Origin of the sequence: Microbacterium sp. BR1 (genome assembly GCF_002812725.1) — a bacterium.
Classification (GTDB): domain Bacteria; phylum Actinomycetota; class Actinomycetes; order Actinomycetales; family Microbacteriaceae; genus Microbacterium.
This window is the reverse complement of sequence record NZ_NMUN01000002.1, coordinates 105,848-124,712: the sequence shown is the minus strand read 5'-3', so window position 1 is coordinate 124,712 and position 18,865 is coordinate 105,848. Positions and strand designations below refer to the sequence as shown.

Genomic DNA, 18,865 nt, shown 5'->3' with positions numbered 1-18,865 from the left:
ACCATGTCCACCGCACGCACCACCTTTCGCACCGCCGGAGCCGCCCTTCGCGCGATGCTCGTCTTCACCCTCGTCCTCGGCATCGGCTACACCGCGCTGATCACCGCCGTCGGGCAGGTCGCCCTGCCGTGGCAGGCGAACGGCTCGCCGGTCGCGGCCGCCGACGGATCCACGACGGGATCGATGCTCATTGGTCAGTCGTTCCTCGATGCGGATGGGGCGCCGCTGCCCGAGTACTTCCAGTCGCGGCCATCCGCGGCGGGCGACGGATACGACGGCGGGGCATCGAGCGGATCGAACTACGGCCCCGAGAACGTCGACCTGGTCTCGGCGATCGCCGAGCGCCGCGCTGCGGTCGCCGCGTTCGAGAACGTCGATCCGGCGGATGTCCCGGCCGACGCATTGACCGCGTCCGCGTCCGGTCTCGACCCGCACATCAGTCCGGCCTACGCGCTGCTGCAGGTCGATCGCGTCGCCGCGGCACGCGACCTCGACGAGGCGGAAGTGCGCGCGCTCGTGGAGTCTAAGATTCAGGCACGGGACCTCGGCTTTCTGGGCGAGCCCCGCGTGAGTGTGCTGGAACTCAACCTCGCGCTCGATGCCCTCGGGCGCTGAGCGCGACGGGGGTCACGGCGGAGAGGTAGAACGATGAAGCGCGGGTCGCTGCGGGTTCTGCTCGGGGCGGCGCCCGGCGTGGGTAAGACGTACGAGATGCTCGAAGAGGGGCGGCGCCTGCTCGCCGAGGGCCGCGACGTCGTGGTTGCCATCGTCGAGACCCACGGTCGCGCCGCGACCGCCGCGCAGGCCGAGGGCCTGCCCGTCGTTCCCCGCCGCATGGTCTCGCACCGCGGGGTCGAGCTGTCCGATCTGGATGTCGACGCGGTTCTGGCGCGGCACCCGGATGTCGCGCTCGTCGACGAACTCGCGCACACGAACGCGCCCGGGTCGCGTACGGCGAAGCGCTGGCAAGACGTGGAGCTGCTCCGCGATGCGGGAATCGACATCATCACGACGGTGAACGTGCAGCACATCGAATCCCTCGGCGCCGTCGTCGAGCAGATCACGGGTATCGCCCAGCGCGAGACCGTCCCGGACGCGGTCGTGCGCAGCGCGGACCAGATCGAGGTCGTCGACCTCGCACCGCAGTCGTTGCGCGACCGCCTATCGGCGGGCAACGTCTACCCGGCGGAACGGATCGACGCCGCCCTCTCGAACTACTTCCGTCTGGGGAACCTCACCGCTCTGCGGGAACTCGCGCTGCTCTGGCTCGCCGACGAGGTCGACTCGGCGCTGAAGGACTACCGCGCCGAACACGGCATCGAGGGCACGTGGCAGGCGCGCGAGCGCGTCGTCGTGGCTCTGACCGGCGGGCCCGAGGGGGAGACGCTGTTGCGCCGCGGGGCCCGGATCGCGGCGCGAACCGCGGGCGGCGAACTGCTCGCCGTGCACGTCTCGACCCAGGACGGGCTCCGACAGGGCAGCGCCGCCGCCCTCGCACAGCAGCGCGCGCTCGTCGAATCGCTCGGCGGCAGCTACCACCAGGTCGTCGGCGACGACGTGCCGCACGCCCTGGTGGAATTCGCACGATCGGTCAATGCCACGCAGCTGGTGATCGGCGTGAGCCGCCGCGGACGTCTGGCCGCCGCGGTGACGGGTCCGGGAATCGGCGCCACCGTCATCCGCGAGTCCGGCGATATCGACGTGCACATCGTCACACACGCCGCGGCGGGCGGGCGGTTGGCCCTGCCGAGCCTGACGGGCGGCGCCCTGAGCGTGCGGCGGCGCGTCCTGGGCTTCGTCGTCGCGCTCGCGTGCGGGCCCCTGCTGACCTGGTTGCTCGTGGTGTTCCGCAGTCCCGAATCGATCACCTCGGACGTGCTGGCCTTCCAGTTGCTCGTCGTCATCGTCGCGCTCGTCGGAGGCATCTGGCCCGCGCTCTTCGCGGCGGTGCTCTCGGGCCTGACCCTCGACTTCCTGTTCGTCGAGCCGTTCTACACGGTGCGGATCGCCGATCCGCTGCACCTGTGGGCGCTCGTCCTGTACGTGCTGAACGCGATCCTCGTCAGTTCGATCGTCGACCAGGCCGCGCGGCGTGCCCGCTCGGCCGCGCGCTCGGCCGCCGAATCCGAGATGCTCGCGACGGTCGCGGGGAGCGTTCTGCGCGGGGACAGCGCCGTGCCCGCCCTCGTGTCGCGCACCCGCGAGGCGTTCGGGCTGGCGGGCATCCGTCTCATCGCCGCGGATGGCACGGTGCTGGCGACCGACGGCGAACCGTTGCGCGACGGTCGCCACACGCGCGTGCCGGTGCCGCTCGCCGGCTCGACCGACGCGGACGCGGTGCTCGAACTGCACGGTCCGGATCTGGATGCCTCGGAACGACGCCTGCTCGACGTGATCACCGCCCAACTCGGCGCGGCCCTCGAACGCACGGCTCTGACCGAGACGGCGCGGACCGCGGACACGCTCGCCGAGACCGACCAGGTGCGCAGCGCCCTGCTGTCGGCCCTCAGCCATGACCTGCGACGTCCCCTCGCATCGGCGGTCGCCGCGGTCGGCGGGCTGCGGACCGAGGGCCCCTCGCTCTCGGCAGCGGACCGAGATGAGCTGCTCGCGACGGCCGACGAAAGCCTGACCACGCTGACGACCCTCGTGACCGATCTGCTCGATGTCAGCCGGGTGCAGGCAGGCGTGCTGGCGGTCTCGCTCGGCCCCGTCGACGCCGCCGACATCGTGCTGACCGCGCTCGACGAGCTCGGCATCGGGCCGGGCGAGGTGGACCTCGCGCTCGATCCCGAGCTGCCGCCCCTCATCGCGGACGGGGTGCTGCTGCAGCGGGTGCTCGTGAACGTCCTGGCGAACGCCCGACGGCACTCGCCCGCGGGCGAACGGGTGCGCATCACCACGAGCCGCCTGGGCGAGACCGCGGAACTGCGCATCATCGACCACGGGCCGGGCATTCCGGCCGAACGCCGGGACGACGTGTTCGCACCGTTCCAGCGGCTCGGTGACACCGACAACACCACCGGGCTGGGGCTCGGCCTGGCACTGTCGAAGGGCTTCACGGAGGGCATGGGCGGCACCCTCTCAACCGAGGACACACCGGGCGGCGGACTCACGATGGTCGTGGCGCTCCCCGTCGTCCCCGTCGCCGCAGCCCTCCCCGACGGTGCGGTCCTCCCCGCCGCTTCAGCCCTCCCCGATACCGCGGTCCTCCCCGCCGCTTCAGAGGCGCCGGACGCATGAAGATCCTGATCGCCGACGACGACCCGCAGATCGTCCGCGCCCTGCGGATAACGCTGTCGGCCCACGGGTACGAGGTCATCGCCGCGGCCGATGGTGCAGCGGCAATCGCCCTCGCCGGTCGGGAGCATCCGGATCTCGTCCTGCTCGACCTCGGGATGCCGAGGCTCGACGGCGTCCGCGTCATCGAGGCGCTGCGCGGCTGGACGGCCGCACCGATCGTCGTCGTGTCGGGCCGCACGGGCTCGGGCGACAAGGTCGACGCGCTCGATGCGGGGGCCGATGACTACGTGACCAAGCCGTTCCAGATCGACGAGTTGCTCGCCCGCATCCGCGCCCTCACGCGCCGTACGGCCACGGCGGCGCCAGAGGGCTCACCGATCGTGCGGTTCGGCGACGCGACCGTCGACCTGGTCGCCCACACCGTGACGCGGGGTGCCGACAGCCACTCGGTGCGACTCACCCCCACCGAGTGGCGGGTGCTGGAGTTCCTCGTACGAAATCCCGGCCGCCTCGTCACGCGTCAGACACTGCTCACCGAGATCTGGGGCAGCGAGCACGTCGCCGACACCGGATACCTGCGCCTGTACATCGCACAGCTGCGTAAGAAGCTCGAGGACGACCCCGCGCATCCGGTGCACCTGCTCACCGAGTCCGGCATGGGCTACCGTCTCGTTCTCGACCCGGGCTGAGGCGCCCGGGCCCGAGAGTCAGCCGAGGCCCGCGCGGTCCTCGTGACCGTCGTCGGGGGTCACATGACCCGCGACCGGCTTGCGCGAGAGCCCCACGGCACCCGCCTCCGTGCCCTTCGCCGTGGCGGCGGCGACCGCGACGGACTCGTCGACGTCGGTGTAGCGCGGGCGCAACTGCACGGCCTGCAGACGCTTCCGTTCGCGCTTGGCCTTGCGCGACGAGTACGTGAGGTTGAGAGCCTCCACCAGGATCGCGAACGCCATCGGGGCGTAGATCAGCGCCTTGTCGATCTTGATGCCGAAGCCCTCGGCGATCAGGAACACACCGATCAACAACAGGAACGACAGCGCCAGCATCTTCACCGTCGGGTGCTTGTTCACGAACGTGAAGATGAATCGCGCGGCGAACAGCATGATGCCGAACGACAGCACGACGACCGTGATGATGACCAGCAGGTTCTCGGTCATGCCGACCGCGGTGATGACCGAGTCGAGCGAGAACACGATGTCGAGCAGCAGGATCTGCGTCAGCACCGAGGCGAACGTGATCGTCTTCGGACCCACACCGCCGTGCTCTTCTTCGGCACCCTCGAGCTTGTGGTGGATCTCGGTCACGGCCTTGTAGACCAGGAACAGCCCTCCCGCGATCAGGATGAAGTCCTTCACCGAGAAGCCCATCCCGAACAGCACGACGATGTCGTCCTTGAGCGTGATGATCCAGCCGGCGAAGAACACCAGGATCACACGGATGAGCATCGCGAGCGTCAGGCCGAGGTTGCGGGCCTTGGCCTGCTGCTCGACGGGGAGCTTGCTCGCGAGGATCGAGATGAAGATGACGTTGTCGACGCCGAGCACGATCTCGAGGACGAACAGGGTCAGGAAGACGGCGATCAGGTCGGGCGACAGGTCCAGGGAGAAGTCCACTCGCCCATGTTAGGCGGATGACTCAGCGCTCGGACTCAGCCCACATCCTCGTCGACCACGTCGCGATCCACGGCGGACGCACCGCGTAGGGTCGTCCCGATCACCGGATACAGCAGGACCGAGAGCATCCCCGCCCCGACGAGCGCGGCGGCGAGCCCGGGCGAAAGCAGTTCCTCCGCCGTGCCGATGCTCGTGACGGCGACGATGACGGGCAGGCCCGTCGCGCCGAGGAAGGCCAGGGCGAGCCTGTCCCGTGGCGTCGACCCGGCGGGCGCCGACAGCATCGACGGCAGACCGCGGATGACCAGCAGCAGCAGCAGGAAGACGGGCACGAGAACGATGGTGGAGCCGCTCGCGAGCAGCGCATCGAGGTCGAACGTGACCCCGGTGTAGATGAAGAAGATCGGCACGAGCAAACCGAACGCCACCGCTTCGACCTTCGATTCGACCTGCGCGCGATCCCCCTCGGGGGCGTTGCGCATGATCAGCTGCCAGATCACCCCGGCGACGAAAGCGCCGAGGAGCATGTCGAGGTCGAGCAACAGGCTGAGCGCCACGAGCAGCGCGAGGATCAGCACGATCATCCGCACCGCGAACTGACCCGAGGTGTGCAGCGTCGCCGTCACGATGCGGTGCAGACGTCCGTGCGGCATCCGCGACGCGAAGAACACGGTGGTGGCCGCCACCACGACGAAGAAGAACAGCACGATCGAGGCCGTGCCGAGATTGCGGCCGCCGAGGAACAGAGAGATCGCGACGAGAGGCCCGAACTCGCCCACCGCACCGATGCCCATGACCGCACGCCCGAACGGCGTCGGCAGCATCCCGGCGTCGCGCAGGATCGGCAGGAGCATGCCGAGCGCCGTCGAACACAACGCGATACCGATCACGACCGCGGCCTCGCCGGGTGCGATCAGCAGACCCACCGCGATCCCCGCGATCAGCCCGATGAGCCAGCCACCGGCGGCGCGCATGCCGTCACGGCCGCGCAGAACGCGAAAATCGATCTCGTTCCCGGCCATGAAGAACAGCAGCGCCAGACCGAAATCCGCGAGGCGTTCGGAGATGGGTCCTTCTTGGATCCATCCGAGCACGCTCGGCCCCGCGATGATGCCGAGCACGAGCTCGAAGACGACGATGGGGATGCGCAGGCGACTCGAGAGCCCGCGGACGAGCAACGGCGCGATCACGGCGATCGCCGCGATGACGACGAAGTCGAGATCTCTGAGTTGCACGCGCTCACGCTATCGTCTGCGCGCTCCAGCGCGTCGGCGGCGCCCCCCGGCTCAGCGCCAGACGTCGTCCGCGATGGCCACGACCTCGCGGATCTTCGCCCACTGCTCGTCCTCGGTGAGCACGTTGCCCTCTTCTGTCGAGGCGAAGCCGCACTGCGGGCTCAGCGCCAGCTGCCCGAGCGGCGCGAAGACGGATGCCTCGTCGATCCGTTTCTTGATCGCGTCGACATCCTCGAGCTCACCCGACTTCGACGTGATCAGGCCGAGAACGACCGTCTGGTCGCCCTCGGGCAGGAATCGCAAAGGCTCGAACCCTCCGGCGCGCTCACTGTCGTACTCCAGGAAGAACCCGTCGTACGCGACCCGGCCGAGGAGTTGCTCGGCGACGGGCTCGTAGCCGCCCGACGAGATCCAGGTGGAGCGGAAGTTCCCGCGACAGACGTGCGTCGTGATGACCATGTCGTCGGGCTTGGCCTCGAGAACACGATTCAGCAGGTCGGCGTAGCGGTCGGCGAGACCGTCGGTCCGGATGCCGCGGTCTCGCGCCTTGGCGAGTTCTTCCTCGGAACACAGATACGCCCAGGCCGTGTCGTCGAACTGCAGGTAGCGGCATCCGGCGTCATAGAACGCTGTCACCGCGTCGCGGTATGCCTGCACCAGGTCGTCGACGATGTCGTCGCGGCCCGCGTATGCGCGCGGGTCGATGTGGTCGGGCTCGAGTCGGAAGTCCAGCACGGTGGGCGCCGGGATCGTCGCCTTCGGGAGAAGTCCGGTGCCGGCCGTCATCTCCTGGAGCGACCGGTAGTGCTCGAGGAACGGATGCGTGTCGGAGAAGCCGATCGGGGCGCCCAGGTGCAGGCCGCGCGGGCGAGTCTGCACACCCTGGAACTGGATGCCGTGGTCGAGCTCGACCACCTCGACGCCGTCGAGCATGCCGAAGAAGTCGAAGTGCCACCACGAGCGGCGGAACTCGCCGTCGGTCGCGACGCGCAGGCCGTTGTCAGCCTCTTTGCGCACGAGATCGGCGATCTCGCTGTCCTCGACCGCACGCAGCGCATCGGCGTCGATCTCGCCTGCGGCGTGGGCAGCACGCGCGCGCTTGAGCGCTTCGGGACGCAGGAAGGAGCCGACGATGTCGGCGCGATAGGGCGGGTTGATGCTCACCCCGCCACTTTATCGGCGCGATCCCGGCGCCGCGCCCCGCCCGTCACACGGCGAACCAGTCGATGCGTCACACGGCGAAGCAGTCGGTGCCGCGTCATCCGTCCGTCAGCGGCGCCGCGTGGGCGGCGTCTCGCGCCGCACGCGCACCGCCGCACCGGCCACGGCGAACAGCGCCGCGACCACCAGGTGCGCGACGATCCACCATGGACCGTCAGTCGGCACGGGGAAGACCGGGTTCCAGACGATCGCGACGGCGAAGAACACGATCGTCCACCACCACTGCGCACCCTGGAGCGCGTACCAGGCGACGATCAGCGCCATGATCGCCACGATGAAGCGGATCAGCAGATACCAGTCCGCCTGCAGAAGGGGAATCCCCGAGAGCAGAGCCGCAGCCGCGATCAGGCTCGGGATGAACGCGGGGCGGTACGTCTGGTTCTTCGGGGGTGTGGCGGCCATGGGTCCATCCTCACAGACCCACGTGGCCGTCGAGCCATGCCATCAGTCCTGGGAGCGTGAAGTAGGCGATCGTGGCGTGCGTCGCGTTGGGAACCTCCGCGAGCGTGACATCGATGCCGAGGGATGCCTCGTGCTTCGCGAACTCGCGGGTGTCTTCGGGGTGGATCAGAGTGTCTTCGAGCCCCTGCGCGATGTACAGCGGCGCGTCGAACACGGTGCTGCCCGCGGAGTTCTGAACGAGCAGATCGTCCCAGGGCGGGGTCGTGGTCGGGTCGCTCAGCACGAAGTCACCCACGAGCGGCTGGCCGATCGCGTGCAATTCCCGGGTGTGGGTCAGCAGGCACAGCTCGTTCATCGCGGGTGCGGCCTCGACGGCCGCGGAGGTCAGGATGTTCTCGAGCTTCGCGCCGGGCACGCTGTCGCCGTAGACGCCCGCGTACGCCGTGAAGGCGTACGAGCCGATCGTGACGCCCGAGATGTCGTCGATGTCGGCGTCGAGCAGAGCCGTCAGATCCGCCGCGGGTGCCGCGACGGCCACCGCCCGCACGTCCAGTTCGGGCGCGTACTCGGCGGCCCGTTCGGCGGCGAAGAGCACCGCCTGACCACCCTGCGAATGACCCCACAGGATGACCGAATCGCCGGCACCCGCGGACGGGATCGACCGTGCGGCCCGCACGGCATCGAGGACGTTGTTGCCCTCGGTCTCGCCCACCAGGTACGAATCCGGTCCGGGATAGCCCATGCCCGCGTAGTCCGTCGCGACGACGACGTACCCGCGGTCGAGCATCAGCCGGAGCCCTTCGATATCGAGGAAGGGATCGGCCGCGAGCGACGGGGCGCAGTCGCGCGCGGAGCCTGTCGTCGGGTGCCCCCACGACAGCACGGTCCGCCCCCCAGCGGGTGCTGGACCGAGCGGTGCAACGACGATGCCCGAGACGATCAGCGGTTCGCCGTTGAGGTCCGTCGAGCGGTAGAGGATCCGCCATGCGCGCGTGTCGAACGGCAGGCCGACAAGCTCTTCCTGCCGAACGATCTCGCCGGGTTCGCCCGAGCCCTCGGGCACGGGATCCAGGTAGAACTCCTCCAGTCCCGGACGCTCGATCAGGTCACCGACGATACGGGCCTCGAACACGGCGACACCGCCGCCCACGAGCGTCAGCACGGCGGCGAAGAACGGGACCAGCCAGCGGTGCGATATCGAGTGCCGGTGCGCGCCCGCTCTCCCGCGAACCGGGCTCTCTGCTGTCACACGGCTACGGTCTCATGGCGGTGGGCCCGAGCGCACGTCTGGCCACCGGATGGCGCCTGTTCGGGACATCCGTTGCGTTCATCGGTGGCGCGGATGGCGCGAACTGCAGCCGTCGTGGGGCGGGCGGCCGCTAGACCTCGACCGGCCTCGCGCCCGGGCGCGCCGGGCCGTGGACCTCGCCGCCGTGGACCTCGCCGCCGTGGACCTCGCGGTGCAGGCGTTCCATGCGTTCGTCGAGCTCGGCCGCCGTCTCGGCCGCATCGCGCAACGAGTCGAGCAGCCGCGAGGGCACCTGCTTGTCGTACTTGTAGTAGATCTTGTGCTCGAGACTCGCCCAGAAATCCATCGCGATCGTCCGGAACTGCACCTCGACCGGCACGTCCACGCGGCCGCTCGAGAGGAACACGGGCACATCGACGATGACGTGCAGGCTCTTGTAGCCGTTGTCTTTGGGCACCGCGATGTAGTCCTTGACTGCTCGCACGGTGATGTCGTCCTGGGCGGTCAGCAGGTCGAAGAGCCGGTATGCGTCGGCGACGAAACTGCACGTGACGCGGATGCCGGCGATGTCGGTGATGTGCTGCCGAATCGTCGGGAAGTCGGGGTCGATTCCGCGGCGTGCGACCTTCTCGGCGAGGCTGTCGGGCGTCTTGACCCGGCTCGAGACATGCTCGATCGGGTTGTAGTCGTGCATCAGCTGGAACTCGTCGCGCAGGATCGTGATCTTCGTCTCGACCTCTTGCAAGCCGAAGCGGTACTCGAGCAGGAAGCGCTGGAACTCGTCGCGCATCGCCCGCATCTCGGCGAGGGTCGCGGTGAAGGGCAGCTCACCGGTGGGCATACTCATGCCTCCACGGTAGGACTCGGTTCTATGAGGGCACCGTGAGCCGTCCGCTGACGCTCGGCGCTCTCGCGGAGCGCCAGCTCGGCTTCGCGCAGTTCGACCGCGGCGGCGTCGGCGTCGGCGCGAACGCGGCCGAGCTCGCGCTCCAGCGCCTCCACGCGTTCCCGCTGGCGCGCGTCGCTCTCCCGCGCGGCGGCGACGCGGGCCTCGGCTCGAGCCGCCTCCCGCTCGGCTTCGGCGACCTCTCGCCGCGCGGCGGCCGCGGCGCGCTCGGCATCGCGACGAGCACGACGCTCGGCGAGATCGTCGCGACCGGACTCGCCGGCCGGAGCGGCAGCGGGTCCCGGTGCGAGGGGCGCCTCCCCCGCGACCGCGTCCGTCAGGTCGACCGGATCCACACCAGAGGCCTCGAGCGCACGCAGCAGGCGTCCGGTGCGAACCGCCGCAGCGGCCGCCTCGTCCCGCGCTGCGGCCCCCAGGGTCCGTTCGACCTCGGCGAGGATGCCGGCGCCGACCGTCACCCCCTCGCGCTCGGCGAGAGCCGTCGCCGAGCGGACGAGCTCGGCCACGAGCATCCGCCTGTCCTTGTTGAGTGCTGTCAGGCGCGTGGCATCTCGGTCGTCCTGCGCCTCGCGCAGTTCGGCCGCGAGCGTGGCGAGCCGGGCGACGTCCGCCGCAGCCCCGCGCGCGAGCAGGTTGACGATCCACGCCGCGGCCGGGGGTTTGCGGAGAGCCCGGATCTGGGCGGCCGTTTCGCGGTCGGTCGCGGACGCGGCGAGCGCCGTGCGAGCCGCGACGAAAGCGCTCGGAACGAGCCCGTACAGCTCCTCGGCAGCGCCCTCGAACGTCGTCTCCACCATCGGACCATTCTCTCCGATCACCGCCGGTAGCACCCCCGGGCCGCCCCGGCAACCCCCGCCGATCCCGAGCACCGCAGCCCTACCGTGGAGCCGCGGCGGCGCGCGGCCGCGCGCACGAAGCAGCGGCCTCCGCCGCTCGAGAGGAGAAATCCGATGGCTAACGCATCCACGAAGACCACGCAGACCGGCACGCGAGGACGCCGCCGACCCGCGAAGGGCGGCGCCGGCGCCGCCCTGACGAGCGAGCAGAACGCCGAGAGCGGTTTTCAGGCGTCGAAGGAGCTCGGCGACAACCTGCAGAAGGTGCTCGTCGACCTGCTCGAGCTGCAGCTTCAGGGCAAGCAGGCCCACTGGAACGTCGTGGGCACGAACTTCCGCGACACCCACCGCCAGCTCGACGACATCATCGAGGCCGCACGCGGCTTCAGCGACACGGTCGCCGAGCGGATGCGTGCGCTCCATGCCGTGCCGGACGGTCGGTCCGACACGGTCGCCGAGACGACGACGCTGCCCGAGTTCCCTCACGGTGAGGTCGACACGACCGAGACGATCGACCTGATCACGGAGCGCCTCGAGGCGACGATCTCGACCGTCCGCGAGGTGCATGATCCGGTGGATGACGAAGACCCGACGAGCGCCGACATCCTGCATGCCGTGCTCGAAAGCCTCGAGCAGTTCGCCTGGATGGTCAGCGCCGAGAACCGCACACCCGCGAAGTGACGACATCGCTCGTCTCTGCGGAGCCCTCGATCGCGGTCTCTCTCGCGGGTGACGAGCCCGGCCGGGCTGCTGCGCGCGCCGAGACCAGCCTGCGGTCGGTCGTCGCGTTCGGCACCCACGTCGATGCAACGATCGACTGGGCGGTCGAACTCGGCGGCTCGGTGCCGACGCCCGGTCGAGGGAGCACGCTCGAGCGTTGGGAGACCCTCGCCACGGCGGCGCGTGCGGACGTCGCCGGGGCACGCGTGCTCGAACCGCACCTGGACGCGCTCGCGATCCTGGCGGATGCCTCGGCCGAGGGTCACGTGACGACCGCGGATCTCGCCCGGTTGGGCGCCGATGCGTATTCGTCGTGGGGTGTGTTCGCCGCGGAGGGCGAGGGCGTCCGTCTCGAGGCGCGTCGGCGCGAGGATGGCTCGTGGCTCCTGAACGGCGTCAAGCCCTGGTGCTCGCTCGCCGACTGCGTGTCGCACGCCCTCGTCACGGCGTGGACGGGACCGACCGAACGGCGCCTCTTCGGCGTCGCGATGCAAGAACCCCACGTGCACCCGCAGCGCGACACCTGGGTCTCACGCGGTCTCGCGCAGATCCGCAGTAGCCCGGTCGAGTTCGTCGACGCACCCGCCCTGCCGCTCGGCGATGATGGCTGGTACCTGCGCCGGGAGGGCTTCTGGTGGGGTGGCGTCGGCGTCGCGGCATGCTGGTGGGGCGGTGCCCTTCCCCTTCTCGACGCCCTCGCGCGCGCGGCTGCCCGGCCCGACGCGGACCAACTCGCCGACACGTACTACGGCACCGCGGATGCGCGGATGTGGGCCGCGCGACTGGCCCTCGCGGACGCCGCGAGTCGGGCGGACCGGATGGACCCCGGGCCGGTGCGGTTGATCAGCGAGCGCGTGCGCGCGATCGTCGCGGATGCCGTGGAGTCGGTGCTGTCGGTCGCCGATCGCGCCCTGGGCCCGGGTCCGTTGGCCTCCGACGAAGCGCACGCACGCCGTGTCGGCGACCTCCGGACCTACCTGCGCCAGCATCACGCCGAACGGGATCTGGCTCGGCTGGGCCGGACGCTCACGCATCCGATTTCCCCGGGCACGACATGAGCGCATCCCGCGCATGTCGACGCGCGGGGGCGCTCCCCCGAGGCTGAACTGCGAACCACGTGCTCGTCACACGGGCCACCCCCGGACGCGGAAAGACCCGCACCGCGGTACGCGATGCGGGTCCGTCCGGGTGTCGACGGATCAGCCGAGGATGTCGCCGAGCATGCCGTCGACATCGGCTCCGATGTCTCCGGTGACGCCGTCGACGAGGTCGTCCACGCCCGCGTCGATGTCATCGATGCCGCCGACGTCACCCACGCTGGTGTCCGTGTCGGTGTCATTGCCGGACCCGATCGGCGCGTCGATCGGCGCCTGGATGTCGTTGCCGGATCCGACGGGAGCCTGAACCTCGTTGCCGGATCCGATCGGGGTGTCATTGCCCGACAGCACATCGCCGTTCAGAGAGTCGCTCACCACGGGGCCCTCGATCACGGGTGCGTCGATGATGCCGCCGTCGACGCCGACATTGCCCGCATTCGTGTCGGGCGAAACCAGCAGGTCACCAGCCGAGACACCGGCGAGGAGGTCGTCGACGATGTCGAACATTCCCGCGACGCTCGTCTGCGTCGACGTGTCTTCGGTGGTGGATTCCGCCGCGTTCGCGGGAATCGCGAAGCCGGCGACAGCCAGCGCCGCAGCTCCCAGTCCCGCAGCACTCATCATTCCGATTCGAGTCGTGTTCTTGCGCATGGTTTCTCCTTCACATCGCTTTCGTGACGTGCGACTTCCGCCGCACGAGGGGTCATCCGATGCCCCTCGAGAATCGGATGGGTCGCACCGGCGCAGGAGAGCCGCGTCCGACGTGTCGAACACCGCGGCTGGCCCGCGAAGTCGCGGCTCGGCGCCGCTTCCTGGCAGGTTCGTGTGAGCCGCCATCCGCCCCGGGTGGCCCCCCGACGATGCGTCAGGTGATCGCAGAGACGGCGCGGGCGATCACGAGCACCGACATGATGAATCCCGCGAGAGCCTCGATCGCCATGAACGCCTTCGCGCGCCGCGTAATCGGGAGCGCATCCGCCGGAGAGAACGCCATGCCGGCCGTCAGCGAGATGTACAGATAGTCGAAGTAGCGGGGCTGCCACGCGCCGAATCCGGGGGTCGAGTCCTGCGGAAAGATGAAGTCTGCTTCCGCGACATCGCGAGTCCCGCGTGCGCGCGCGACCGGGCCGCCGAGATCGAGCTCCCAATACAGCAGCCCGAACGCGATCGCGTTGGTCACCCAGAGCTGCAACGCGGCGAGCAGGATGCTGATGCCTTCGGCATCCGGGGCCGTCAGCAGTTCATAGACCAGCTGCACGAGCAGCGCCTGCGTCACGAGCAGCAGGATGACGCCGAGAATCACCGAGAACCAGCGGGACCAGGTCGTCTGCCGCACGAGGTGATGAGGATTCAGCACGATCAGCGGGATGACCAGGAGGGCGCAGACTCCGACGGCGATCCACCGCAACGGTTCGAGGAAGAAGTTCGGCAGGAGCAGCCACAGCACCAGAACGGCGAGCACGCCCGCGATCGCCGGCCAGCGGTGCTCGAAGGGTGCCCGGGTCTTCGCGGGCGTGGTCATGCGCTCAGTCTGTCGGAACGGCGACCCGAAAGCGCGACGCCGTCCCGACGGACGACCCGCTCAACTCGCGATCTGATCCGGTTCGCGCAGGTGACGGTACGACCCCTTGAAATACAGCAACGGCTCACGCGTGTGCCACTCGGGGGCGCTCATCTCGACGACCTTGCCGATCACGATCAGGTGATCGCCCGCGACGTATTCGTCCCAGAGCTCGCAGTCCACCCACATCAGGGTGTCGTGGATGACGGGATTGCCGGATGCGGCGGGCGTCCATTCGATTCCCGCCCATTTGTCCGTCCCCTTGCGCGCGAACTGATTCGAGACGTGGTGTTGGTCGTGCGCCAGCACGTTGACCGCGAAGCGTCCACTCTCCTTGATGCGCGGGTAGGTCGTCGAGGTCAGCATGACGCTGAACGAGACGAGGGGCGGGTCGATCGAGACGCTGTAGAACGACTGGCAGGTGAAACCGACGGGTTCGTCCGCCTCCAGCCCGCTGATGACTTTGATGCCCGATGCGTAGTGCCCGAGCGTGTCACGGAACAGGCGCGCGTCGATGCCCGTCGGCGCCGAGATGGGCGCCGGGGCGAATGCTGACTCGTGCATGGTGTTCCTCCTATCGAGATGACACAACCGGGTTCAGGGGAGAGGTGTCGCCGTCGCGCCGGCCACGTGCGCCAGGCGCGCGAGGTTCGCCGCGTACTCTGCCGCCGCCGCGCCCACGACATCCTCGAGTTGATCCATCTGGGTCAACGAGAGGTAGAAGCCGCGGCCCGGGACCATCGCGCCCAACTCGACGAGCAGGGGCGCGAGGTTGTAGGTCGGCCCCATGGCGTGGCTGAAGTCCGCACCGGTGTGCACCGGGATCGCCGTGACGCCCGCGAGGCCGTTCGCCGGGTAGCGGTCGAGGAACGCCTTGAGCAGACCTGTGTAGGTGGCCTTGTACGTCGGGGATGCGAAGACCACCAGGTCGCTCTCGGCGACGGAGGCATTGAGTCCCGCCATCTCCTCCGAGGGCCAGGCGAAGATCTCGGCCGTGTGATCGGCGAGGTCGATCACCTCGAGCGAATACGTGCCGGGGGCGAGGAGCTTCTCGACGAGGAGCTCCGCGACCTTGCGCGTGCGGGATGCCGGCTTGGGATTGCCGACGACGATCGTGACTTTGAGCGACATTTCACTTCTCACATCTGTACCGATTGACAGGAAATCGAAGGAGTCGTGTCGCCCTGAGCGCGCATACCGAGCCGGGACGAGGGCTGACGACACCTTCACACCACCGGGGTTTTTTGGCCCGGGGGGCCCGCAACGGCTTACGCTGCGAAATCAGTATGCACCCTCTTTGTTTCGCTCGTGTCACGAATTCCCGAATGCGAACCGACATGACGTCGCGGGTCGCCCATCGGAGCCACCGCCCGATTCGGGGGATAGCGTGTGAGCATGACGACCGAATCCGAGCCGACCGCTGACCGGATCACGCCGGCCGATGGTGTCCCCGCTTTCCCCTCGCTCTCGGCCGACGACTTCAAGGCGGTGTTCCGCGGGCACCCGGGTGGCGTCGCCGTGATCACCGCCGATGACGGCACAGGGCCCGTCGCGCTGACAGCGACCTCGGTGTCGTCCGTGAGCGCCGATCCGCCGCTGCTCGTGTTCTCGGTCTCGGCGCAGTCGTCGAGCGCACGCGCGCTCGCCGCGGCGAAGACCGTCGTCGTCCATCTGCTCGATGCCGACGATCTACCCCTCGCGCGCCTCGGATCCACGAGCGGAGTCGATCGCTTCGCCGACTCCGGATCCTGGTCGCGCCTCGTCACCGGCGAACCCGTCTATCACGGCGTCCGGGCCTGGATCCGGGGCGCCGTCGTCAACCGGATGGATGCCGGGGGCTCCACGATCTTCGCTGTGCACGCGCTGCAGTCCAGCCTGTCGCGGGACCCCGCACCGGGCGAGGCGGGCAACGCGCTCGTCTACCACAACCGGACCTGGCACCGTCTCGGCGACCACTCGCGCATCGACTGACCGCTTCGCACCACAACGGCGCTGTCAGGGCAGCCGCCCCGTGTCAACCCCGGTGACCGCCGCGACGCACGCTCGTAGCCTCGGACCACACCCTGACGGAAGGTGGGCTCATGGCCGACATTCGCGCGATCGCGCTCAACTGCACGTTGACGAGGTCCCCCGCTCCCTCGAGCACCGAGCTGCTCACGAATCAGATCCTGACGGCCCTCGCGGACCTCGGAGCCCACACTTCTCACGTGCGCATCATCGACGAGAACGTGTCGCCGGGCGTCGAGAAGGACATGGGCGACGGCGACGGCTGGCCACGCATCCGCGAGCTCATCCTCGCCTCGGACATCGTCGTGCTGTGCACGCCCATCTGGCTGGGCCACATGTCGAGCGTGGCGCAGGGCGTGCTCGAGCGGCTCGACGCCGAGCTTTCGGAGACGGATGACGCGGGACGGCCGATCCTCTTCGGCAAGGTCGCCGTCACCGGGATCGTCGGCAACGAAGACGGCGCGCACAAGGCGACCGCGGACCTCTACCAGGGCCTGTCCGACGTCGGATTCACCCTGCCCGCGCAGGGCGGAACCTATTGGGTCGGCGAGGCGATGCAGGCCGTCGACTACCGCGAGCTCGACGAGACCCCGGAAGCCGTGGCGAGCGCGACGGCGACGCTCGCCCGCAATGCCGTGCATCTGGCGACCGTGTTGCGCGAGCGCCCGTACCCCGCCAGCTGATCCGACCCGGGCCGCGGGGACCGCGTCGACGCCCGACCGAGCGCGCAGCGCGCGAACGGCCTAGATTCGTAGTCTCCAGCGGGACTCGTGCGAGAACGGGAGACGATCATGAGCGATCTGTCGAGCTTCATCCACCCGGAGGTTCCGCCGAGCGGTGACGGCTGCGTCGAGTGCGACGAGTCCGGCAGTTGGTGGGTGCACCTGCGTCGATGCGCGGCGTGCGGGCACATCGGCTGCTGCGACGACTCGCTCGGACGCCATGCGACTTCGCACTGGCGGCAGACCGGACACCGCGTCATGCGCTCGTTCGAGCCGGGCGAGGACTGGTTCTGGGACTTCGAGACCGAGAGCGAGGTCGACGGACCGCCGCTCGCTCCCCCGCAGGCGCGCCCCGGGGGCCAGGGCGTCCCCGGACCGACGGCACGCGTGCCGGGCGACTGGCAGAGGATCCTCGCGCGGCGCGCCCGGTGAGGCGCGCCTAGCACCCGACGCCGCCCTTCCCTTCGGTCAGCGACCCGTGTCGCCGAATACGCGGTCGGGCACGGGGTGCGGCGGCTCGAAGGTCGCGAGCGACAGCGCCAGCATCGAGTAGTACCCGCACAACCAGACGAGTTCGGCGAGGGCCCGTTCGCCGAGCTGTGTCATCGCGCGGTCGTACTGGTCGTCGTCGAGGCGGCCCGTGGCGAGCATGGCCGCAACGGCTGCGAACGCGCCGTCCACATCGGGCGACCATCCCGTCGGAGCGCCGCCGCGCCGGATCACGCCGAGGGCTTCGTCTCCGAGACCTGCGGCTCGCGCCGCTCCCTCGTGGGCGATCCACTCGAATTCGCAGCGGTGATGCGCGGCGACCTGCAGGATCGCCCCTTCCCGGACGAGGGGTGTCAGGGTCCCCGCGTAGCGCAGCGCCGCCCCGAGCGCCTGCACGGCGTCGCCGACGGCCGGAGCGATCGTCATGACGGCGAAGGGGCCGAGCAGGGCGCCGGACGCGTCGACGAGAGGCACCGCGGGCGTCGACGCCCGCGGACCCGTGGTGATGCGGTCGTGAAGCGCACGCTGGTCGGGCGCCAACTCCCCCGGTGGACGCAGGGGATAGCGGGGGCGATCCGATGCCATGGCGGTCAGTCGACGACGACGGGCGTCCCGTAGACGTGGAACTCGGGAGGGATGGGTGCACCCCAGCCGGGCTTCTTCGCCCACTCCTCGGCCGACCAGACGTACGGCTCGGCATCGGGCGCGAAGACCAGGTACCCGCCGTTGGCGACCTCGATCCGGTTACCGCCGGGTTCGCGGGTGTAGAGGTAGAAGCCCTGGATCGCGGTGTGGCGCGAGGGACCCGCCTCGATGTAGATCCGTGCGTCGGCGAAGATCTCGGCGGCGCGCAGCACCTCTTCGCGCGTGTCGACGAGGTAGGCGAAGTGGTGCAGGCGTCCGCTCCCGCTCGTCTTCTCCTGCGTGTAGATCAGCTCGTGACCCTGGATGGAGCTGCTCATCCACGCCCCGGCTTCGGTGTCGTCGGGAAGGCGGATGATCTCGTAGGTGCGCAGTCCGAAGCCCTGCTCCCAGAATTCGCGGCAAGCGCGCACGTCGCGCGCGAGCAGGTTGACGTGGTCGACGTGGCGCACGTTCGCGCCGCGGCTCGCGTACTTCTGGAAGTTCGTGGGGATCACGGGACGCTCGCCGTCGGGCGCCTCGTACCGCGTCGTGTCGTAGTAGAGGCGGAAGAGGTGACCGTCGGGGTCGGCGAACTCGTACGCCGGGCCGATGCCGTGATCGGGCTCGACCCAGCTCCCCCCGTGCCCGTTCTGCTCGAGCCAGGCGACGCGCCGCTCGAGGGCCTGCGGGCTGGTCATCCGCCACGAGACGAAGCCCAGGCCCGCACGGTCGGACGCGATGATCTTCAGCGACCAGGCCTCGTAGTCGCCGAAGGCGCGGAGGTAGTGCGCGTCGCCCTCCACCGCGACGACCTGCATGCCGAGGAGGTCGACGAAGTAGGCGAGCGTCTCTTCGATCGTCGGCGTCAGGATCGCGTGGTGGCCGAGGTGGGCGAGGTCGTGGACGGGTTCTGCGGGGTGCGTGGTCATCTCTCCTGCT

At 69.5% G+C, this 18,865-nt stretch carries 21 protein-coding genes; 8 read left to right on the top strand and 13 right to left on the bottom strand.

Annotated elements, in window-relative coordinates:
• The first annotated feature begins 3 nt into the window (after window positions 1-3).
• The 3 genes from kdpC to CGU35_RS01275 are packed head-to-tail and all read left to right on the top strand — an operon-like array spanning window position 4 to window position 3,932.
• The gene (gene kdpC / locus CGU35_RS01285; RefSeq protein ID WP_100809855.1) at window positions 4-615 is read left to right on the top strand and encodes a potassium-transporting ATPase subunit KdpC; all 612 of its coding nucleotides are present in this window, start codon (window positions 4-6) and stop codon (window positions 613-615) included.
• Between the two features lie 33 nt (window positions 616-648).
• Window positions 649-3,243: an ATP-binding protein gene (locus CGU35_RS01280; protein WP_100809854.1), complete on the top strand. Its 2,595-nt coding sequence runs from the start codon at window positions 649-651 to the stop codon at window positions 3,241-3,243.
• Window positions 3,240-3,932 carry a response regulator gene (locus CGU35_RS01275; RefSeq protein WP_100809853.1) on the top strand — a complete coding sequence of 231 codons (693 nt, stop codon included), beginning with the start codon at window positions 3,240-3,242 and terminating at the stop codon, window positions 3,930-3,932. The genes CGU35_RS01280 and CGU35_RS01275 overlap by 4 nt, the downstream gene beginning before the upstream one ends.
• Window positions 3,933-3,950: 18 nt before the next feature.
• Here the strand turns inward: CGU35_RS01275 and CGU35_RS01270 are convergent, their stop codons facing one another.
• The 7 genes from CGU35_RS01270 to CGU35_RS01240 form a co-directional block, all read right to left on the bottom strand.
• The gene (locus CGU35_RS01270; protein WP_100809852.1) at window positions 3,951-4,856 is read right to left on the bottom strand and encodes a TerC family protein; all 906 of its coding nucleotides are present in this window, start codon (window positions 4,854-4,856) and stop codon (window positions 3,951-3,953) included.
• Window positions 4,857-4,891: 35 nt separating this feature from the next.
• Window positions 4,892-6,091 carry a cation:proton antiporter gene (locus CGU35_RS01265; protein ID WP_100809851.1) on the bottom strand — a complete coding sequence of 400 codons (1,200 nt, stop codon included), beginning with the start codon at window positions 6,089-6,091 and terminating at the stop codon, window positions 4,892-4,894.
• 51 nt (window positions 6,092-6,142) lie between these two features.
• Window positions 6,143-7,255, bottom strand: coding sequence for a 5-methyltetrahydropteroyltriglutamate--homocysteine S-methyltransferase (locus CGU35_RS01260; protein ID WP_181003488.1), 1,113 nt, complete (start codon window positions 7,253-7,255; stop codon window positions 6,143-6,145).
• A 105-nt stretch (window positions 7,256-7,360) separates the two neighbouring features.
• Window positions 7,361-7,714, bottom strand: coding sequence for a DUF6804 family protein (locus CGU35_RS01255; protein WP_100809850.1), 354 nt, complete (start codon window positions 7,712-7,714; stop codon window positions 7,361-7,363).
• A gap of 10 nt (window positions 7,715-7,724) precedes the next feature.
• Window positions 7,725-8,963: an alpha/beta fold hydrolase gene (locus tag CGU35_RS01250; RefSeq protein WP_232711097.1), complete on the bottom strand. Its 1,239-nt coding sequence runs from the start codon at window positions 8,961-8,963 to the stop codon at window positions 7,725-7,727.
• A 130-nt stretch (window positions 8,964-9,093) separates the two neighbouring features.
• Window positions 9,094-9,810: a GTP pyrophosphokinase gene (locus CGU35_RS01245; protein WP_100809849.1), complete on the bottom strand. Its 717-nt coding sequence runs from the start codon at window positions 9,808-9,810 to the stop codon at window positions 9,094-9,096.
• Window positions 9,807-10,667, bottom strand: a complete 861-nt coding sequence (locus CGU35_RS01240; RefSeq protein WP_100809848.1) for a transposase — start codon at window positions 10,665-10,667, stop codon at window positions 9,807-9,809. The genes CGU35_RS01245 and CGU35_RS01240 overlap by 4 nt, the downstream gene beginning before the upstream one ends.
• A 153-nt stretch (window positions 10,668-10,820) precedes the next feature.
• Between CGU35_RS01240 and CGU35_RS01235 the strand changes: the two genes are divergently transcribed.
• On the top strand, window positions 10,821-11,387 hold the full coding sequence (locus CGU35_RS01235) for a Dps family protein (RefSeq protein WP_100809847.1): 567 nt from the start codon (window positions 10,821-10,823) through the stop codon (window positions 11,385-11,387).
• Complete coding sequence (locus tag CGU35_RS01230; RefSeq protein ID WP_232711096.1) at window positions 11,384-12,484, top strand: acyl-CoA dehydrogenase; 1,101 nt, start codon at window positions 11,384-11,386, stop codon at window positions 12,482-12,484. Before CGU35_RS01235 ends, CGU35_RS01230 begins: the two co-directional genes overlap by 4 nt.
• Before the next feature lie 141 nt (window positions 12,485-12,625).
• Here the strand turns inward: CGU35_RS01230 and CGU35_RS01225 are convergent, their stop codons facing one another.
• The 4 genes from CGU35_RS01225 to CGU35_RS01210 form a co-directional block, all read right to left on the bottom strand.
• The gene (locus CGU35_RS01225; protein WP_100809846.1) at window positions 12,626-13,174 is read right to left on the bottom strand and encodes a hypothetical protein; all 549 of its coding nucleotides are present in this window, start codon (window positions 13,172-13,174) and stop codon (window positions 12,626-12,628) included.
• Window positions 13,175-13,388: 214 nt separating this feature from the next.
• Window positions 13,389-14,045, bottom strand: a complete 657-nt coding sequence (locus tag CGU35_RS01220; RefSeq protein ID WP_100809845.1) for a DUF1345 domain-containing protein — start codon at window positions 14,043-14,045, stop codon at window positions 13,389-13,391.
• Window positions 14,046-14,105: 60 nt separating this feature from the next.
• On the bottom strand, window positions 14,106-14,648 hold the full coding sequence (locus tag CGU35_RS01215; protein WP_198519488.1) for a flavin reductase family protein: 543 nt from the start codon (window positions 14,646-14,648) through the stop codon (window positions 14,106-14,108).
• A gap of 33 nt (window positions 14,649-14,681) precedes the next feature.
• Window positions 14,682-15,215, bottom strand: coding sequence for an NADPH-dependent FMN reductase (locus CGU35_RS01210; protein ID WP_100809844.1), 534 nt, complete (start codon window positions 15,213-15,215; stop codon window positions 14,682-14,684).
• Window positions 15,216-15,479: 264 nt separating this feature from the next.
• Between CGU35_RS01210 and CGU35_RS01205 the strand changes: the two genes are divergently transcribed.
• The 3 genes from CGU35_RS01205 to CGU35_RS01195 all read left to right on the top strand — a co-directional run bounded on the left by CGU35_RS01205 (window position 15,480) and on the right by CGU35_RS01195 (window position 17,245).
• A complete protein-coding gene (locus CGU35_RS01205) occupies window positions 15,480-16,055 on the top strand; it encodes a flavin reductase family protein (RefSeq protein WP_100809843.1) in 576 nt (191 codons plus the stop codon).
• Window positions 16,056-16,165: 110 nt separating this feature from the next.
• Window positions 16,166-16,774 carry a flavodoxin family protein gene (locus tag CGU35_RS01200; protein ID WP_100809842.1) on the top strand — a complete coding sequence of 203 codons (609 nt, stop codon included), beginning with the start codon at window positions 16,166-16,168 and terminating at the stop codon, window positions 16,772-16,774.
• Between the two features lie 108 nt (window positions 16,775-16,882).
• Window positions 16,883-17,245: a UBP-type zinc finger domain-containing protein gene (locus CGU35_RS01195; protein WP_100809841.1), complete on the top strand. Its 363-nt coding sequence runs from the start codon at window positions 16,883-16,885 to the stop codon at window positions 17,243-17,245.
• A gap of 36 nt (window positions 17,246-17,281) precedes the next feature.
• On the opposite strand, the gene CGU35_RS01190 is transcribed toward CGU35_RS01195, so the two are convergent.
• On the bottom strand, window positions 17,282-17,887 hold the full coding sequence (locus tag CGU35_RS01190) for a carboxymuconolactone decarboxylase family protein (protein ID WP_100809840.1): 606 nt from the start codon (window positions 17,885-17,887) through the stop codon (window positions 17,282-17,284).
• Window positions 17,888-17,892: 5 nt separating this feature from the next.
• A complete protein-coding gene (locus CGU35_RS01185) occupies window positions 17,893-18,855 on the bottom strand; it encodes a VOC family protein (protein WP_100809839.1) in 963 nt (320 codons plus the stop codon).
• Window positions 18,856-18,865 lie beyond the last annotated feature (10 nt).

Bases quoted from the DNA above. Each gene is read 5' to 3' on its own strand.
- CGU35_RS01255 (WP_100809850.1), bottom strand. From the start codon at position 7,714: ATGGCCGCCACACCCCCGAAGAACCAGACGTACCGCCCCGCGTTCATC.
- CGU35_RS01235 (WP_100809847.1), top strand. From the start codon at position 10,821: ATGGCTAACGCATCCACGAAGACCACGCAGACCGGCACGCGAGGACGC.
- CGU35_RS01190 (WP_100809840.1), bottom strand. From the start codon at position 17,887: ATGGCATCGGATCGCCCCCGCTATCCCCTGCGTCCACCGGGGGAGTTG.
- kdpC (WP_100809855.1), top strand. From the start codon at position 4: ATGTCCACCGCACGCACCACCTTTCGCACCGCCGGAGCCGCCCTTCGC.
- CGU35_RS01240 (WP_100809848.1), bottom strand. From the start codon at position 10,667: ATGGTGGAGACGACGTTCGAGGGCGCTGCCGAGGAGCTGTACGGGCTC.
- CGU35_RS01220 (WP_100809845.1), bottom strand. From the start codon at position 14,045: ATGACCACGCCCGCGAAGACCCGGGCACCCTTCGAGCACCGCTGGCCG.
- CGU35_RS01205 (WP_100809843.1), top strand. From the start codon at position 15,480: ATGACGACCGAATCCGAGCCGACCGCTGACCGGATCACGCCGGCCGAT.
- CGU35_RS01275 (WP_100809853.1), top strand. From the start codon at position 3,240: ATGAAGATCCTGATCGCCGACGACGACCCGCAGATCGTCCGCGCCCTG.
- CGU35_RS01215 (WP_198519488.1), bottom strand. From the start codon at position 14,648: ATGCACGAGTCAGCATTCGCCCCGGCGCCCATCTCGGCGCCGACGGGC.
- CGU35_RS01185 (WP_100809839.1), bottom strand. From the start codon at position 18,855: ATGACCACGCACCCCGCAGAACCCGTCCACGACCTCGCCCACCTCGGC.
- CGU35_RS01225 (WP_100809846.1), bottom strand. From the start codon at position 13,174: ATGCGCAAGAACACGACTCGAATCGGAATGATGAGTGCTGCGGGACTG.
- CGU35_RS01195 (WP_100809841.1), top strand. From the start codon at position 16,883: ATGAGCGATCTGTCGAGCTTCATCCACCCGGAGGTTCCGCCGAGCGGT.
- CGU35_RS01280 (WP_100809854.1), top strand. From the start codon at position 649: ATGAAGCGCGGGTCGCTGCGGGTTCTGCTCGGGGCGGCGCCCGGCGTG.
- CGU35_RS01210 (WP_100809844.1), bottom strand. From the start codon at position 15,215: ATGTCGCTCAAAGTCACGATCGTCGTCGGCAATCCCAAGCCGGCATCC.
- CGU35_RS01245 (WP_100809849.1), bottom strand. From the start codon at position 9,810: ATGAGTATGCCCACCGGTGAGCTGCCCTTCACCGCGACCCTCGCCGAG.
- CGU35_RS01200 (WP_100809842.1), top strand. From the start codon at position 16,166: ATGGCCGACATTCGCGCGATCGCGCTCAACTGCACGTTGACGAGGTCC.